This is a genomic window from Micromonospora sp. WMMA1996 (genome assembly GCF_002573675.1).
GTDB classification, from domain to species: domain Bacteria; phylum Actinomycetota; class Actinomycetes; order Mycobacteriales; family Micromonosporaceae; genus Micromonospora; species Micromonospora sediminicola.
The window spans coordinates 1,601,633-1,617,367 of the sequence record NZ_PDHU01000001.1 but is presented as its reverse complement, the minus strand read 5'-3'; the positions used below and the strand labels follow the sequence as shown (position 1 = coordinate 1,617,367).

Annotated in this window: 9 protein-coding genes and 1 pseudogene; 7 read left to right on the top strand and 3 right to left on the bottom strand. The window is 73.4% G+C overall.

Translation table 11 applies throughout. From position 1 onward, the window contains the following. Positions 1-19: 19 nt before the first annotated feature. From COO58_RS31205 to COO58_RS07780, 3 genes and pseudogenes are all read right to left on the bottom strand, one after another. A complete protein-coding gene (locus COO58_RS31205; RefSeq protein ID WP_141561867.1) occupies positions 20-4,189 on the bottom strand; it encodes a choice-of-anchor A family protein in 4,170 nt (1,389 codons plus the stop codon). A 91-nt stretch (positions 4,190-4,280) separates the two neighbouring features. Further along, complete coding sequence (locus COO58_RS30635; protein ID WP_255292687.1) at positions 4,281-4,838, bottom strand: GNAT family N-acetyltransferase; 558 nt, start codon at positions 4,836-4,838, stop codon at positions 4,281-4,283. Positions 4,839-4,889: 51 nt separating this feature from the next. Continuing rightward, positions 4,890-6,932: pseudogene (locus COO58_RS07780) on the bottom strand (penicillin acylase family protein); the annotation flags it as partial. A 54-nt stretch (positions 6,933-6,986) separates the two neighbouring features. Between COO58_RS07780 and COO58_RS07775 the strand changes: the two are divergent. From COO58_RS07775 to COO58_RS07745, 7 genes are all read left to right on the top strand, one after another. Further along, on the top strand, positions 6,987-7,697 hold the full coding sequence (locus COO58_RS07775; protein WP_098744360.1) for a siderophore-interacting protein: 711 nt from the start codon (positions 6,987-6,989) through the stop codon (positions 7,695-7,697). Continuing rightward, the gene (locus COO58_RS07770; protein ID WP_098744359.1) at positions 7,697-8,938 is read left to right on the top strand and encodes an MFS transporter; all 1,242 of its coding nucleotides are present in this window, start codon (positions 7,697-7,699) and stop codon (positions 8,936-8,938) included. Before COO58_RS07775 ends, COO58_RS07770 begins: the two co-directional genes overlap by 1 nt. A gap of 67 nt (positions 8,939-9,005) precedes the next feature. Continuing rightward, positions 9,006-10,520 (top strand): aspartate aminotransferase family protein, encoded by a 1,515-nt coding sequence (locus COO58_RS07765; RefSeq protein WP_176558766.1) that lies wholly within the window; start codon positions 9,006-9,008, stop codon positions 10,518-10,520. Between the two features lie 24 nt (positions 10,521-10,544). Beyond that, positions 10,545-11,819, top strand: coding sequence for a lysine N(6)-hydroxylase/L-ornithine N(5)-oxygenase family protein (locus tag COO58_RS07760; protein ID WP_098744357.1), 1,275 nt, complete (start codon positions 10,545-10,547; stop codon positions 11,817-11,819). Next, a complete protein-coding gene (locus COO58_RS07755; protein WP_098744356.1) occupies positions 11,816-12,388 on the top strand; it encodes a GNAT family N-acetyltransferase in 573 nt (190 codons plus the stop codon). Before COO58_RS07760 ends, COO58_RS07755 begins: the two co-directional genes overlap by 4 nt. Then, the gene (locus tag COO58_RS07750) at positions 12,385-14,169 is read left to right on the top strand and encodes an IucA/IucC family siderophore biosynthesis protein (RefSeq protein ID WP_098744354.1); all 1,785 of its coding nucleotides are present in this window, start codon (positions 12,385-12,387) and stop codon (positions 14,167-14,169) included. Before COO58_RS07755 ends, COO58_RS07750 begins: the two co-directional genes overlap by 4 nt. Beyond that, on the top strand, positions 14,166-15,677 hold the full coding sequence (locus COO58_RS07745; RefSeq protein WP_255292548.1) for an MFS transporter: 1,512 nt from the start codon (positions 14,166-14,168) through the stop codon (positions 15,675-15,677). The genes COO58_RS07750 and COO58_RS07745 overlap by 4 nt, the downstream gene beginning before the upstream one ends. The last annotated feature ends 58 nt before the right edge of the window (positions 15,678-15,735 follow it).

The window sequence follows — 15,735 nt, the reverse complement described above, 5'->3', positions numbered from 1 at the left end:
CCCGCCCGGACGGCGCCGATCAAACGGAGTCGTGCCGGGCGCCGATCCGGCGCCGCCGGGTCAGCAGCATCAGGGTGACGCCGGTCAGCAGCACCGCCGCGCCGCCGACGGCCAGCGGGAGCAGGAACGACGTCCCGGTGACCGGAAGCTTGCCGTGGCCGTGCCAGGGCCACGGGCCGGGCTTCGGACCGGGTCCGATCACCACCCGGACGCAGAGCGTGGCCTCCGGCGACACCGGAGCCGCACCCGCCGGCGGTGTGCCCGTCGCGGTGGCGGTGTCGGTGATGCACCGCTGCGAGGCGTCCGCCTTCGACACGGTGTACGTCGCCGTGCAGGTGACGCTCTCCCCCGGCGCGAGCGTGACCGCTCCGTTGGGCGTGCCGCCCGGACCACAGGTGATCGGCCCGAGGTTGGCCGGGTCGGCCGGTGGCGCGAGCGTGTCGGTCACCGTGACCCCGGTCAGCGGGACCGATCCGGTGTTGGTGACCTGGAACCGGTACCGCACCTGCTGGCCGACCTTGTGCACCTCGCCCGGGTCGGCGGACTTCTCCAGCGCGATCGCCGCACCCCGGGTCGCGGTCACCGTGGCGGAGGCCGGCTCGGAGCGGACCGGCGCCGGCGGGTCCTGGCCGGGAACGGTCGGCGGGGTGCCGACCGCGACCGCCGTGTTGGTGACCCGCCCGGCTTGGACGTCGGCCTCGGTCACCGCGTAGGTCGCCGTGCAGGTCAGGCTCTGCCCCGGGGCGAGCGTGGCGCCGTCGCAGGTGATCGCCGAGGGCCGCCCGCTGCCGGAGAAGGCGGTCTCGTCCACGGCGACGCCGGTCAGCGTGGTGTTGCCGGTGTCGGTGACCACGTACCGGTAGGTGACGACCTCACCGGGGCGGGACACCACCTCCGGCGTCACGGTCTTGGTGAGCGCGATCCCCGGGTGCAGGATCGGGATGTCCTGCGTCGACGGCCCGGAGACGACCGCGGGTCCGCGCGGCGGGGTGCCGGTGGCCGTCGCCACGTCGAGCAGCGACGCCTGGGCGAAGTCGGCTTCCGAGACCGTGTACGTGGCCCGGCACTCGACCGACGCTCCCGGCGCCAGCGTGACGGTGCCGTTCGGGACGTTGTCCGGGCCGCACGTGATGACCGTGAGGTTGTCCCGGCTGGCCGGCGGCAGGAGGGTGTCGTTCACCGTGACCCTGGTCAGCGTCAGGCCGCCGGTGTTGACCACCCGGTAGGTGTAGTTCACCTTCTGGCCGACCTGGGTGATCGCGACCGTGTCGGACGACTTGACCACCTCGATGTCGACCGCCGGGTCACCGGCCGGAACGGTCAGCGAGGCCGGGTCGGAGTCGATCGGCGTCTGGGCGCCGGCCGGGGTGCCGTGGGCGGTCGCGGTGTCGCTGACCGATCCGTGGTCAAGGTCGGCCTGGGTGACGGTGTACGTGGCGGTGCAGGTGGTCGACGCGCCCGGCGCCAACGTCGTGTCCGCACACGTGATCGGGCCGAGGTCGACGTTCGACGACGGTGGCGTCTGCACGTCGGTGACGGTGACGTTCGACAGCGTGAGCCCGCCGGTGTTGACCACGACGAACCGGTACGGCACCCGCTGGCCCGGTGCGGTGACCACCGTGGTGGTGGAGGTCTTGTCCACACTGATCCCGGCGGTCACCGGCGCCCGGGGGACGGTCAGATCCGACGGTTCGGAGTCGATCGGCGTCTCCCCACCGACGGGAGTGCCGTGGGCGGTCGCGGTGTCGCCGAGCGAGCCGTTGTCGATGTCGGCCTGCGACACGGTGTAGGTCGCCGTGCAGGTGGTCGACGCGCCCGGCGCCAACGTGGTCACCGGGCAGGTGATCGGGCCGAGGTTCGTGTTCGACGACGGCGGCGTCTGCACGTCCGTCACGTTCACGTCCGACAGCGTCACCCCACCGGTGTTGGTCACCGCGAACCGGTACGGCACCTGCTGCCCGGCGGCCGTGATCGTGGTGGTGGTGGACGACTTCACCACGGTGATCTCCGGGGGCGCCGGCCTCGCCGCGATGGTCAGGTCCGACGGGTCCGAGTCGATCGGTGTCGCGCTCCCCGGCGGTGTGCCGTGCGCGGTCGCGGTGTCCGACACCCGCCCGATGTCGAGGTCCGCCTGCGACACGGTGTACGTCGCCGTGCAGGTGGTCGACGCGCCCGGCGCCAGTGTGGTCACCGGGCAGGTGATCGGGCCCAGGTTCGCGTTCGACGACGGCGGCGTCTGCACGTCCGTCACGTTCACGTCCGACAACGTGACCCCACCGGTGTTGGTCACCGCGAACCGGTACTCGACCTGCTGTCCCTCGGCGGTGATGGTGGTGGTGGTCGAGGACTTCACCAGCGTGATGTCGGGAGTCACCGGCGTCGCCGCGATCGTCAGCTCCGACGGTTCCGAGTCGACCGGGGTGGTGCTGCCCGGTGGTGTGCCGTGCGCGGTCGCGGTGTCCGACACCGACCCGTGGTCGAGGTCGGCCTGGGTGACCGTGTACGTGGCGGTGCAGGTGGTGGACGCCCCCGGCGCCAGCGTGGTCACCGGGCAGGTGATCGGGCCCAGGTTGGCGTTCGACGACGGCGGCGTCTGCGTGTCCGTCACGTTCACGTCGGACAGCGTCAGCCCACCGGTGTTCGTCACCGCGAACCGGTACGGCACCTGCTGCCCGGCGGTCGTGATGGTGGTGGTGGTCGAGGACTTCAGCACCGAGATCGACGGGGTCAGGACCTCCGCCGGGATGGTGAGGTCGGTCGGGTCGGAGACCACCGGGGCGCCGCCGCCGGCGGGCGTGCCCCGCGCGGTCGCCGTGTCCGACACCCCGCCGTGGTCGAGGTCGGCCTGGGTGACCGTGTACGTGGCGGTGCAGGTGGTGGACGCCCCCGGGTCGAGCGCGGTGACCGGGCAGGTGATCGGCCCCAGGTTCGCGTTCGACGACGGCGGCGTCTGCACGTCGTCGACGGTGACGTCGGTCAGGCGCACGCCGCCGGTGTTGACCACCCGGAAGGAGTAGGGCACCTGCTGGCCGACGGAACCGATCAGCGCGGTGGTCGACGACTTGACCACCGCGATGCTGGCCGGGCCGCCGCCGTTGCAGGTCAGCGTCGTGCTGAACGGGAAGTAGTGGATCTCGCCGCCGCGGTGGTCGAGCGTCCGGGTGATCACGCTGCCCTCGGTGTTGCTGGCCGAGAGGTCGGTGAAGTCGGCGTTCGGCGCGTAGATGCTGCCCTCGACCGTGCGGGCTCCCGCGGTGAGCGAGAGCCGGGTCGCGGTCGGGAAGTTGATCAGGACGTACTGGGCCTGCTGGCCGCCGATGCCGGAGAAGTTCGGCGCGTTCCAGTCGAAGGTGTTCCCGACGCCGCTGGTGTCCACGTTGATCAGCAGCGGCGTGGTCGGCGTGGGCTGGTCCCGGAAGGTCAACGTGTCGATGTTGTTCAGGTCGGTGGCGCTGAGGTTCAACACGTTGGTGACACCGCTGGTCAGCGTGACGACCGCGTTGCTGCCGGGCGGGATCGGGCTGGGCAGGACGTCGCCGTTGGGGGTCCGGAGCACCACCGTGTTCGCGCAGCCGGCCAGACCGACCGAGGTGGACCGGAACGACTCGTACGCGGCGGCGAAGTTGATCGGCGAGGTGGGGCCGACGTTCGCGGGCGCCTGCCGGACGGTCAGCTCGACCCGTGGGAAGGCGTCGTAGTTGTTCGTCGGCAGGATCCGGGTGTTGACCGCGGCGCCGTTGTTGTCGGTGTCCCGCACCACGGTGCCGGTGAGGTTGCCGACCTTGGCGTAGCCCTGGGAGAGGACCTGGAGCCGGGTGCCGGGCACGCTGCCGGCGAAGTCGACCCGGCCGCCCACCACGAGCGCGCTCGGCCGACTGTCCCCGGGGACGACGAACGAACCGGCGGTGTTGTTGGCGAGCTGGTAGTTGCCGAAGGAGAGGTCTCCCCCGACAGCCATGGTGCCCTCGTTCTCGCTGGCGACCACGGTGGCGTTGCCCTCGGTCATCACCCCGAAGCTCAGCGCCGGCGCGACCGGGTTGACCGGTCCGACGGCCCGGCCCGCGGGCGCCGGCGGCGGTTGTCCGACCGGAGCCGCCGACGCGGCCACCGCCGGCAGCGGGGCGGCGAGTGCCGCGACGACGACGACCGCGGCGGCTCCGCGCCCGGCACCTGTGAACGTTCTGATCATCTTTCCCCCGTTGCCCGATTTCGGGGGAATCGTAGCTATGTGGGTGTTTCCGAACGGTCCTCTTCGGAAAAGATCGTCCGGAGGGCGGCGGTCACGCCGACGGGTGGTCCGCCTCGAACCGCTCCCGGGTCAGGAACGCGAGCTGCGCGCGCTTGTCCGGCATGTCGATTTCGGACGCGAACGTGAAACCCTCGATCCGCAGCCGGCGCAGCGCCGCCTCGTTGCGGACGTCCGGCTCCACCACGATGCGCCGGGCGGCCGGGTCCCGCAGCAGGAACCGGGCCAGGGCCGGCCCGACGGCCGTGGTGAGTCCGCGCGCCCGCCCCCGGGGCGGGTTGAGCAGCAGGTGCATCCCGACGTCCCCCGGCAAGACCGGGTACCGCTCGCCCACCGGGTCCGCCTCCGGGCGGTAGGTCTGGAACAGCCCGACCGGTTCCCCGTCCAGCAGGATCAGGTAGGCCTGGTGGGTCTCCAGCCCGTCGAGGAACGCGTAGACCTCGCGGACGTCGTCGAGCGTGTGCGAGCCCATCCCCCAGAACGCGTTGCGGGGCAACGTGACCCAGCCGTGCAGCAGCGCGGCGTGCCGGTCGGGACGCACCGGCTCCAGCGCCAGCTCGCCGAGGTCGGGGATCTGCTCCTGGTAGGTCACTGTCGTCTCGTCCTTCGTCGGGGACCCGGCGGGCGCCGGAGTCAGCGGTCCGGTGGGCAGCGGGATCAGGTCGCCGGCGGCCCAGTCGCGCAGTTGGTCGCAGAAGTGCGGGTCGCCGGGGACTCCGGAGGCGCCGAACGGGACGGACCAGCCGCCGGCGGCCCGGTCGGTCAGGTCCCACACGTAGCGGGCCACCGGCCCTCGCCAGCAGGCGTCGGAGACGCCGGGGACGCTGGAGGTGGCCAGCACGCAGTCGGTGTCGCCGCCGAGCGCCACCGACCGCCGCATCGCCGCGACGGCGGCCGAGGTCTGCGCGGCGACGCCGAGGTGCACCGGGTGCAGCAGGTGCCGGCGGCCCCAGGGCTCGGGCGTCGGACCGGCGGCCACCTCGGCCAGCGCGGCGGAAGCGAGCGGTACGACGTCGACGCCCAGGTCGACGTGCCGCTCGACCAGGAGGTCGAGTGCCAGGCCGATCCGTGCCGCCGGGTCGGTCCAGGGCGCGAACAGCTCGTCGAAGCCGGACGGCTCGGCCAGCCGCCGCAGCCGCGGGTGCGCGCGCAGCCGGCGGGCGAGCGCGGCACGCCAGGCGGCGAACGCGCCGGCCTCGACCGAGTCGGCGGCCATCGCCCGGTCCCAGCCGGTCAACCGCCGGTGCAGCGTACGGGAGGGTTCGTCGAGCCGGTCGGGGTCGAGCCGGTCGAGCAGCCGGTGCAGCGGTGTCGCCGCCAGCCGGGTGTCGGTGTGCACCGCGGACGCGTCGACGCCGTCGGCGAGCAGCGCCCGGATCCGCCGGGCCCGGTGCGGCGGTGCGAAGTCGACGCCGTGCGCGGCGACGTCGTCGCGTCGGTCGTTGGCGCAGACCGCGACGCCCTCGACCTTCTCGTCCACCATCGGCAGGTAGCCGCCGCGCCAGTGGTGTCGCGACCGCCAGCCGGGTACCGGCTCCCGGCGGCACCGGTCGTCGCGTACCGGGACCAGGCCGGCGACCAGGCGACGCACGGCGCCGCCGGTGTCGGCGGCGAGCACGCTGTTGACCGGCTCCACCCAGTGGCGCAGCGCGTCCGCGACGTCGGCGGTGTCCCGGGCCCGCAGCAGCGGCAGCAGCGCCTCGAAGCCGAGGCGCGCCTCGACCCGGCTCGGGATGCGCAGGCTGATCGCCTCGCCGGTGCGCCGGTCGTGGTCGATCACCGGGCCGCGGGGCGTCTCGATCACCTCGACCGGTTCCGGCGCGCCGCCGCGGACCTCGATTTCCTCGACGTGGCGCGGGACCGGGATCCAGTCGTCCGCGTCCCGCACCAGCACCCGGTCGCCGTCGCGGCGCAGCTGCTCGCGGTAGAGGTCCTGGTAGTCGGCCATCGCGTTGGTGACGGCCCAGGCGACGTGGCCGGCGTGGCCGAAGTGCGGCAGCCCGGGCACCCCGGGGAAGGCCAGCCCGACCACGTCGAACTCGGGGCAGGCCAGGCGCACCTGCTGGTAGATGCCGGGCAGTTCGAGCAGCCGGTGCGGGTCGCCGGCGAGCACCGGGCCGCGCCCGGTGACCGGGTCGGCGGGCAGCGCCCAGGCGTTGCTGCCGGCCGACGCCGGCCCCTCGACCGCGAAGAGTCCGACCGCGTCGGGGCCGAGGGTGCGCGTGACGTGCGCGTGCCAGAGCTTGTTCGGGAAGGTGGAGAAGAGCACGTGCTGGACGAGGAAGACGCCCAGCGGCGACCAGGGCTGCCACGGCTCCGGCGCGGCGCCGGTCGCGGCGAACTCGGGCGCGACGGCGGCCCCCTCGGCGAGGCCGGCGTTGACGCCGTCGACGTACGCCTCGACCCACCGGCGCGTCGCCGGGTCGAGTCGCTCGTGGCAGCGACGGGCGGTGTCGTCCAGCCGGGCCCGCCGGGCGAACCGGTCCCAGGGCAGCTCGGCGGCGCCGACGCGGGCGGCCAGCCGGCCCTCGGCGCGCCACCGCTCGACGCTGATCTGCCAGGCCCGGTCCTGGGCGGCGACGCGGCCCTGGAGGCGGGCGAGCGCGTCGACGTCGCCGGCCCAGAGCTGGGGCACGCCCCACGGATCGCGATCGACGCGGGTCGTCGGGCGGCCGTTTCCTCGGATGGTCAACTTAGGTTACCCTCCCCTAACTGAGGCAGACCTTACCTGGAGGGGTTCGTGAAACGGAACTGGGAGGGCCTGGTGCTCAAGGCCATGGGGGGCCGGGACTTCCGGCTCACCGTGCGGGGCACCGAGTCGGTCGACGGGCACTACCAGCGTCTGCTCCTCGACGACGGCGGGCTGCTGGCGGCGTGCGGGATCCACCCGACGATGTGGATCCGGCTCTGGTTCGACGACGGCGGGCGGGCACACCAGCGCGCCTACACGCTGGTCGACCCGGACCCGGAGCACGGACGGTTCACGCTGGAGTTCGCCGTCCACGACGGCGTCGCGGCCCGATGGGCGACCACCGCCCAGGTCGGCGACACCATCGACGCCACCGTGCAGGGCAGCGCGTTCCAGCTGCCGGAACCGACGCCGGAGCACCTCTACCTGGTCGGCGACGCGGCCTCGCTGCCGGCGGTGAACAGCCTCCTCGACGCCGGCGCGGACATCCCGGCGACGGTGTGGCTGGAGTACGCCCACGAGGGCGAGAAGGCCCTCGCTCCGCGCGCCCGGGCGCACCATCAGGTGACCTGGGTGCCCCGCCGCGACGACGGCCGGCACCTGGTCGACACGGTCTGCGCGGCGCTGCCCGCCGCCGGGACCGCGCACTACTGGGTGGCGTGCGAGGCGGCCAGCACCCGCAGCATCACCCGGCACGTCCGGCGGACGCTGGGCGTCGGCAAGCACCAGCTCACCGCGCTCGGCTACTGGCGGGCCGTCTGATGGGCCGCCTCGGCACGCTGACCGCGCTCTACGTCACGCAGTACCTCGGCATCGGCTTCATCACCGTCGGGCTCACCGCCATCCTGCGTGACGGCGGCACCTCGCTGGACACCCTGGCGCTGCTCCAGGTGGTCGGCCTGATCTGGCCGATCAAGTTCCTCTGGGCGCCGGTCCTCGACCGCTACGGCTCCCGTCACCGCGGCCACTACCGGTCCTGGCTGCTGGTGTTGCAGGCCGCCCTGGTGCTGACGCTGCTGGCGCTGCTGCCGTTCTCCCGGCCCGCCGACCAGCTCGGCCCGGTCATCGCCATCTGCGCCGCGTTCGTGTTCTTCTCCGCCACCCAGGACATCGCCGCCGACGCGGTCGCGGTGCGACTGCTGGCCGCGTCCGACCGGGGCACCGGCAACGGCATCCAGGTGGCCGCGAGCTACCTGGGCAACCTGCTCGGCGGCGGCGCGTGCGTGCTGGTCTACGACCGCTTCGGCTGGGCGACGGCGGTCGGCCTGCTGGCCGCGCTGACCGCGGTCGGGCTGCTCGTGGTGTGGCGGTTCCGGGAACCGGAGCGCACCGACCGGGTCGTGCGCATCGGGGCGGCCTACCGGGCGCTGGTGTCGGTGTTCGGCCAGCCCGGCTGCCGGTGGTGGACGTTCGGCGTGGTGCCGCTGGTCTACGTCGGAGCCGGCATGGCGTACGCGCTGGTGACGCCCGCGCTGGTGGACGCCGGCTGGTCGCTGGGCCGGATCGGCGTGGTGACCGGCGTGGTGACCAGCGTGCCGGCCATCGCGGCCGGCCTGGTCGCGGGCCTCGGCGTCGGCCGGTTCGGTCGGGCCGGCGTGCTGGTGGCCGGTGGGGTCACGCTGGCGTTGTCCACGGTGGCGTTGCTGCCGCTGATGAACGGCCGCGCGCCGCTCGGCGGCACGGTCGCCGCGCTCTGCTTCTTCCTGGCCGCGTACACGATCGCCAACGTGGTGCTCTACACGGTCAACATGGACTACTCCCGGCCGGGCAGCGGGGGCACCGACTTCACCGTGCTGTCGTCGTTCGGGCTGGTCTGCTCGTTCGTCGCCGCCTCGATCGGGCTCGCCGCCGCCGGGCGGTTCGGCTACCCGGCGGTGGCGCTGGCCTCGCTCGGGCTGGTGGCCGCCGGGGTCGTGGTGGGCGTGGCGCACCAGCGGCGGTTCCCGCCGTCCGGATCGACCTCCTGCCCGACACCCGCCGCTACGGACTTGCTTGTTAGGTAAGGCTAACCTAATCTGATCTCCGCGCGGCCCGGCCGCGCTCCTGTCCGCACGACGACCGGGAAGTCACATGAGCGCGATCGACACCGCAGCGCGGGCCCACCTGTTCAACGCCGGCTCGCTCGGGCGGTACCGGGACGTGCTGGCGCGCGGCGTCGACCGCGTCGCCCGCCGGGTGGGCGCGGCCGACCGGCCGTTCACCGGCGTGACGCCGGAGGCGCTCGCCCCGGTGGTCGGCGCGATCGACCTGGACCGGCCGCTCGGCGACACCGACGCCGCCCTGGACGAGCTGCACGACGTCTGGCTGCGCGACGCGGTGTACTTCCACCACCCGCGCTACCTGGCCCACCTGAACTGCCCGGTGGTCATCCCGGCGCTGCTCGGCGAGGCCGTGCTCAGCGCGGTCAACTCCTCGCTGGACACCTGGGACCAGAGTGTCGGCGCCACGCTGATGGAGCGGCGCCTGATCGAGTGGACGGCCGGACGGATCGGTCTCGGCGCCACCGCCGACGGCGTGTTCACCAGCGGCGGCACCCAGTCGAACCTGCAGGCCATGCTGCTGGCCCGGGAGGAGGCCTACCGCCGGGTGGTCGGTGGCGCGGCCACCCGCCCGGCCCGGCCGGAGGTGCTGGCCCGGTTGCGGATCATCACCTCCGCCGCCGGCCACTTCAGCGTGCAGAAGGCGGCCAAGCTGCTCGGCCTGTCCGCCGACGCGGTGCTCACCGTGCCCACCGACGCCGGCCGCCGGATGCGCACCGACGAACTCGCCCGCACCATCGACCGCTGCCGGCGCGACGGGCAGGTGGTGATGGCCGTCGTGGCCACCGCCGGCACCACCGACTTCGGCACCATCGACCCGCTGCCCGAGATCGCCGACATCTGCACCGCCGCCGGCGTCTGGATGCACGTCGACGCCGCGTACGGCTGCGGGTTGCTGGTCTCCCCCACCCGCCGACACCTGCTCGACGGCATCGAGCGGGCGGCCTCGGTCACCGTCGACTACCACAAGTCGTTCTTCCAGCCGGTCAGCTCCAGCGCGCTGCTGGTCCGCGACGGCCGGACGCTGCGCCACGCCACCTGGCACGCCGACTACCTCAACCCGGCCCGCGCGGTCGAGCAGGGCATCCCGAACCAGGTCGACAAGAGCATCCAGACCACCCGCCGCTTCGACGCGTGCAAGCTCTGGCTGACCCTGCGGATCATGGGGCCGGACGCGATCGGCGCGCTCTTCGACCAGGTGGTCGACCTCGCGGCCGACGCGTGGCGGCTGTTCGACGCCGACCCCCGGTTCGAGGTCGCGGCCCGCTCCCCGCTGAGCACCGTGGTCTTCCGTCACCTGCCGCCCGGCGCCGACCCGAACCTGGTCGACGAGGCCAACCTGCACGCCCGCGAGGCGCTGGCCACCTCCGGCGCGGCCCTGGTCGCCGGCACCAAGGTCGACGGCGCGCACTGGCTGAAGCTCACCCTGCTCAACCCCGAGACCACCGTCGACGACATCGCCCACGTGCGCGACCTGATCGCCGACCACGCCGCCTGGTACGCCCGGACCGCGGCCACCGCCGAGCTGTCCTGCCCGGTCGGCTGATCCGGCCCCGAACGAAAGAACCCCATGTCGACCCACGACTTCATCGCCGTCGGGCTGGGCCCGTACAACCTCGGCCTGGCCTGCCTCAGCGCACCGATCGACGACCTCGACGGGCTGTTCCTGGAGGCGCGCGACGACTTCGACTGGCACCCCGGGATGCTGCTCGAATCGACCCGGTTGCAGACGCCGTTCATCGCCGACCTGGTCACGCTCGCGGACCCGACCTCGCCGTACTCGTTCCTCAGCTATCTGAAGGAGGCCGGGCGGCTCTACCCGTTCTACATCCGGGAGAGCTTCTTCCCGCTGCGCGCCGAGTACAACGACTACTGCCGGTGGGCCGCCGCCAAGCTGCCGAACCTGCGCTTCCGGCACGCCGTCACCAGCGTCGAGTACGACGGGGCCGACGACCGCTACGTGGTACGCGCCGACACGCCGGACGGGCCGGTCACCCACCGCGCCCGGCACCTGGTGCTCGGCACCGGCACCCCGCCGTACCTGCCGCCCGCCTGCGCCGGCCTGGGCGGCGACCTGATCCACAACTCCCGCTACCTGGAGCACCGGGAGGCGTTGCGCGCCAAGCGGAGCATCACCGTCGTGGGCAGCGGTCAGAGCGCGGCCGAGATCTACCACGACCTGCTCGGCGACATCGACACGTACGGCTACCAGCTCACCTGGGTGACCCGCTCCCCCCGGTTCTTCCCGCTGGAGTACACCAAGCTGACGCTGGAGATGACCTCACCGGACTACGTGGACTACTTCCACGCGCTGCCCGAGCCGACCCGCTACCGGCTGGAAGCAGCGCAGAAACCGCTGTTCAAGGGCATCAACGCCGATCTGATCAACGACATCTACGACACCCTCTACGCGAAGAGCCTGCACGGGCCCGCACCGACCCGGCTGCTGACCAACACCGAACTGGTCGACGCCGGGTACGCCGACGGCCGCTACCGGCTCGGGCTGCGCCACACCGAGCAGGACCGCGCGTTCACGCTGGACACCGAGGGCCTGGTGCTGGCGACCGGCTACCACTACCGGGTGCCGGAGTTCCTCGCCCCGGTGCGTGACCGCCTGTGCTTCGACGCCCACGGCCGCTTCGACGTGGCCCGCAACTACAGCGTCGACCGCACCGGCCGGGGCGTGTTCCTGCAGAACGGCGGCACGCACACGCACAGCATCACCTCGCCCGACCTGGGCATGGGCCCGTACCGCAACTCGTGGATCATCCGGGAGCTGACCGGCCGCGAGCACTACCCGATCGAGAAGTCGATCGCGTTCCAGGAGTTCGGGGTGCCCTCATGAGCGACATCTTCCGCCGTCACGACCACGCTCTGGGGGAATTCGCGCTGCGCCCGCTGGACCCCGACGCCGACGCGGCGCTGCTGCACCGCTGGGTCACCCACCCGAAGGCCGCCTTCTGGCTGATGCAGGACGCCGACGTGGCCGGCGTCGCCGAGGAGTACCGGCGCATCGCCGCCCACCCGCACCACGACGCGTACCTCGGCTCGTGGCGCGACCGGCCCGCGTTCCTGGCCGAGCGGTACGACCCGGCCCGGGTGGAGCTGGTCGGCCTCTACGAGCCGGAGCCCGGCGACGTGGGCATGCACTTCCTCTGCGCGCCCACCGACACACCCGCGCACGGCTTCACCCGCGCCGTGCTCACCACGGTGATGGCCTGGCTCTTCGCCGACCCGGCGACCCGGCGGGTGGTGGTGGAGCCGGACGTGCGCAACACCGCCGTGCACGCGCTCAACGCCGCCGTCGGCTTCACCGTCGTCGGCGAGATCCGCAAGCCGGAGAAGGACGCGCTGCTCAGCGTCTGCACCCGGGAACGATTCCGGGCCGCGGCCCGGGGAGAGGCGACCCCGTGAACCCCGCCGCGTCCGTGGACCACCTGACCCCCGAGGCGTGGGCGACGGCCAACCGGCTGCTGGTGCGCAAGGCGCTCGCCGAGTTCGCCCACGAGCGCCTGATCACCCCCGAGCCGGCCGGCCCCGGGCGGTGGGTCGTGCGCAGCGACGACGGCACGGTGGAGTACCGGTTCGCCGCGCGGCGGCTGGCGCTGGACCACTGGCAGGTCGACGCCGCCAGCATCACCCGGCGCCGCGACGACGCGGAGCTGCCGCCCGACGCGGTCGACCTCTGCCTGGAGCTGCGCGCCGCGCTCGGCCTCACCGACGCGATCCTGCCCGTCTACCTGGAGGAGATCACCTCCACCCTCGCGGGCACCGCGTACAAGCTGGGCAAGCCCGCGGTGACCGCCGCCGAGCTGGCCGCCGCCGACTTCCAGTCGATCGAGACGCAGATGACCGAGGGCCACCCCTGCTTCGTGGCCAACAACGGGCGGATCGGCTTCGGCGTGCACGAATACCACCGGTACGCCCCGGAGACCGCCGCACCGGTACGGCTGCTCTGGCTGGCCGCGCACCGCGACCACACCACGTTCACCTGCGCCGCCGACCTGGACTACGACGCGCTGGTCCGCGCCGAACTGGGCGACGAGACCCTCGCCGGGTTCACCGCCACGCTCACCGCGCTCGGTCTCGACCCGGCCGACTACCTGCTGATCCCGGTGCATCCGTGGCAGTGGTGGAACAGGCTCGCGGTCACCTTCGCCGGCGACGTGGCCCGGCGCCGCCTGGTCTGCCTCGGCGAGGGACCGGACGACTACCTGGCCCAGCAGTCCATCCGCACGTTCTTCAACGTCACCGACCCGGCGAAGCACTACGTCAAGACCGCGCTGTCGGTGCTGAACATGGGCTTCATGCGCGGGCTGTCCGCGGCGTACATGGAGGCCACGCCCGCGATCAACGACTGGCTGGCCGACCTGATCGAGAACGACCCGGTGCTCACGGGCACCGGCTTGTCGATCATCCGGGAGCGGGCCGCGATCGGCTACCGGCACCGGCAGTACGAGGCGGCGACCGCCCCCGGCTCGCCGTACCGGAAGATGCTGGCCGCGCTCTGGCGGGAGAGCCCGGTGCCCGGCCTGGAACCCGGGCGACGACTGGCCACGATGGCCTCGCTGCTGCACCTCGACCGGGACGGCCGCTCGCTGGCGGCGGCGCTGATCGCCCGGTCCGGCCTGCCGCCGGCGCGCTGGCTGCGCCGCTACCTGGACGCCTACCTGGTGCCGTTGCTGCACAGCCTGTACGCCCACGACCTGGCCTTCATGCCGCACGGCGAGAACGTCATCCTGGTGCTGGACGACGACGTGGTGGAGCGGGTGGTCTTCAAGGACATCGCCGAGGAGATCGTGGTGATGGACCCGGAGGCCGACCTGCCGGAGCGGGTGCGCCGGATCCGGGCCGCGATCGGAGAGGACGAGAAGATCCTGTCCATCTTCACCGACGTCTTCGACTGCTTCCTGCGGCACCTGAGCGCCGCCCTGCACACCGAGGGCGTGCTCGACCAGGACGACTTCTGGCGCACCGTCGCCGGGTGCGCCACCGACTACGCGACCACGGTGCCGCACCTGGCCGAGCGGATGCGCCGGTACGACCTGTTCGCGCCGGAGTTCACGCTCTCCTGCCTCAACCGGCTCCAGCTGCGCAACAACCAGCAGATGGTGGACCTGACCGACCCGTCCGCCGCGTTGCAGTTCGCCGGCACGCTGGTCAACCCGCTCGCCCGTTTCGCGCCGACTTCATGAGCGCCGAGCCGACGAGCGCCGACCCGGGGACGGTGCACGCCGACCGGGCCACCCCGGCCCCGGTGCCGCACCGCTGGCTGATCCTGGCCGTGCTCTGCCTGGCCCAGCTCGTGGTGGTGCTGGACAACACCGTGCTGACCGTGGCGGTGCCGGTGCTCACGGTCGAGTTGGACGCCGGCACCGCCGACGTGCAGTGGATGATCAACGCGTACGCGCTGGTGCTGTCCGGTCTGCTGCTGAGCGCCGGCAGCGCGGCCGACCGGTACGGGCGGCGGCGGATGTTGCTGGTCGGGCTGGCGCTGTTCGGGCTCGGCTCGGCGGCGGCCGGGCTCGCCCGCACCGCCGAGCAGTTGATCGCCGCCCGGGCCGGCATGGGCGTGGGCGGCGCGCTGCTGGCCACCGCGACGCTGGCCGTCGCCATGCAGGTCTTCGACGCCGCCGAGCGGTCCCGGGCGATCGGCGTGTGGGCGGCCACCAGCGCGCTGGGCTTCGCCGCCGGACCGCCGATCGGCGGGTTCGTCCTGGCGCACCTGCCGTGGGGCGCGATCTTCCTGCTCAACGTGCCGGTCGTGCTGGTCTGCCTGCTCGCCGCCCGGGCGCTTGTCCCGGAGTCGCGGGACCCGGCCGGCGGGCCGCTCGACCTGGGCGGCGTGGCGCTGTCCACGGGCGGCCTGACCGCGGTCGTCTGGGCGATCATCTCCGGTCCCGAACGCGGCTGGGCGTCGGCGCCGGTGCTCGGCGCGGGCGCGGCCGGCGTGCTGCTGCTGGCGTCGTTCGTCGGCTGGGAGCGGCGGGTCGCCCACCCGATGCTGGACATGCGCTTCTTCCGGGACCGACGCTTCGTCGGCGCGGTCTGCGGCGTCGTGCTGATCACGTTCGGCGCCACCGGCGCGCTGTTCCTGCTCACCCAGCACCTGCAGTTCGTCCGGGGCTATCCGGCCTGGGAGGCGGGGCTGCGGATGGCGCCGTTCGCGTTGTCCATCGTGGTGCTCACCGCCGGCGGGGTGGCCGCGTCGGTGATCCGCCGGCTCGGACGGCCGACCGCCATCGCGGTCGGGATGACCCTGCTGGCCGGCGGTCTGGCGCTGGTCACGCACGGCCCGTCCGAGGGTTACGGCACGCTGCTGGCCGGGCTGCTGGTGATGGGCGCCGGGTGCGCGCTGGCGAACCCGGCGATCGTCGAGGCGGTGATGAGCGCGATCCCCACCGACAAGGCGGGCGCCGGGGCCGGCGTGGACGGCACCATGACCGAGGTCGGCAGCAGCCTCGGCGTCGCGGTGCTGGGCGCGGTGCTCAACGCCCGGTTCGGCGCGCTGCTGCCGGCCGCGCTGGCCGGCGCCGGCTCGTTCCCGGCGGCGCTGGCCGCCGCCGGCCCGGACCGGGAGGCGATCACCGCCGCCTTCGCCGAGGCCTTGCGGACCGGCCAGACGGTGGGCGCGGTGGCGGTCCTGGTGGGCGGCCTGGTCGCGGCCGCCCTGCTGCACCGGGCCGACCGACTGTCGGCCTGAGGCCGGGTCGGACCAGCAGGCGGCCTGCGGCCCGGCCGGACCGGCGGGCGGCCTGCGG

What these genes read in the sequence shown, in the direction of transcription:
- COO58_RS31205 (WP_141561867.1), bottom strand. Translation starts at nt 4,189, where the DNA reads ATGATCAGAACGTTCACAGGTGCCGGGCGCGGAGCCGCCGCGGTCGTC.
- COO58_RS07770 (WP_098744359.1), top strand. Translation starts at nt 7,697, where the DNA reads ATGGGCCGCCTCGGCACGCTGACCGCGCTCTACGTCACGCAGTACCTC.
- COO58_RS07765 (WP_176558766.1), top strand. Translation starts at nt 9,006, where the DNA reads ATGAGCGCGATCGACACCGCAGCGCGGGCCCACCTGTTCAACGCCGGC.
- COO58_RS07760 (WP_098744357.1), top strand. Translation starts at nt 10,545, where the DNA reads ATGTCGACCCACGACTTCATCGCCGTCGGGCTGGGCCCGTACAACCTC.
- COO58_RS07755 (WP_098744356.1), top strand. Translation starts at nt 11,816, where the DNA reads ATGAGCGACATCTTCCGCCGTCACGACCACGCTCTGGGGGAATTCGCG.
- COO58_RS07745 (WP_255292548.1), top strand. Translation starts at nt 14,166, where the DNA reads ATGAGCGCCGAGCCGACGAGCGCCGACCCGGGGACGGTGCACGCCGAC.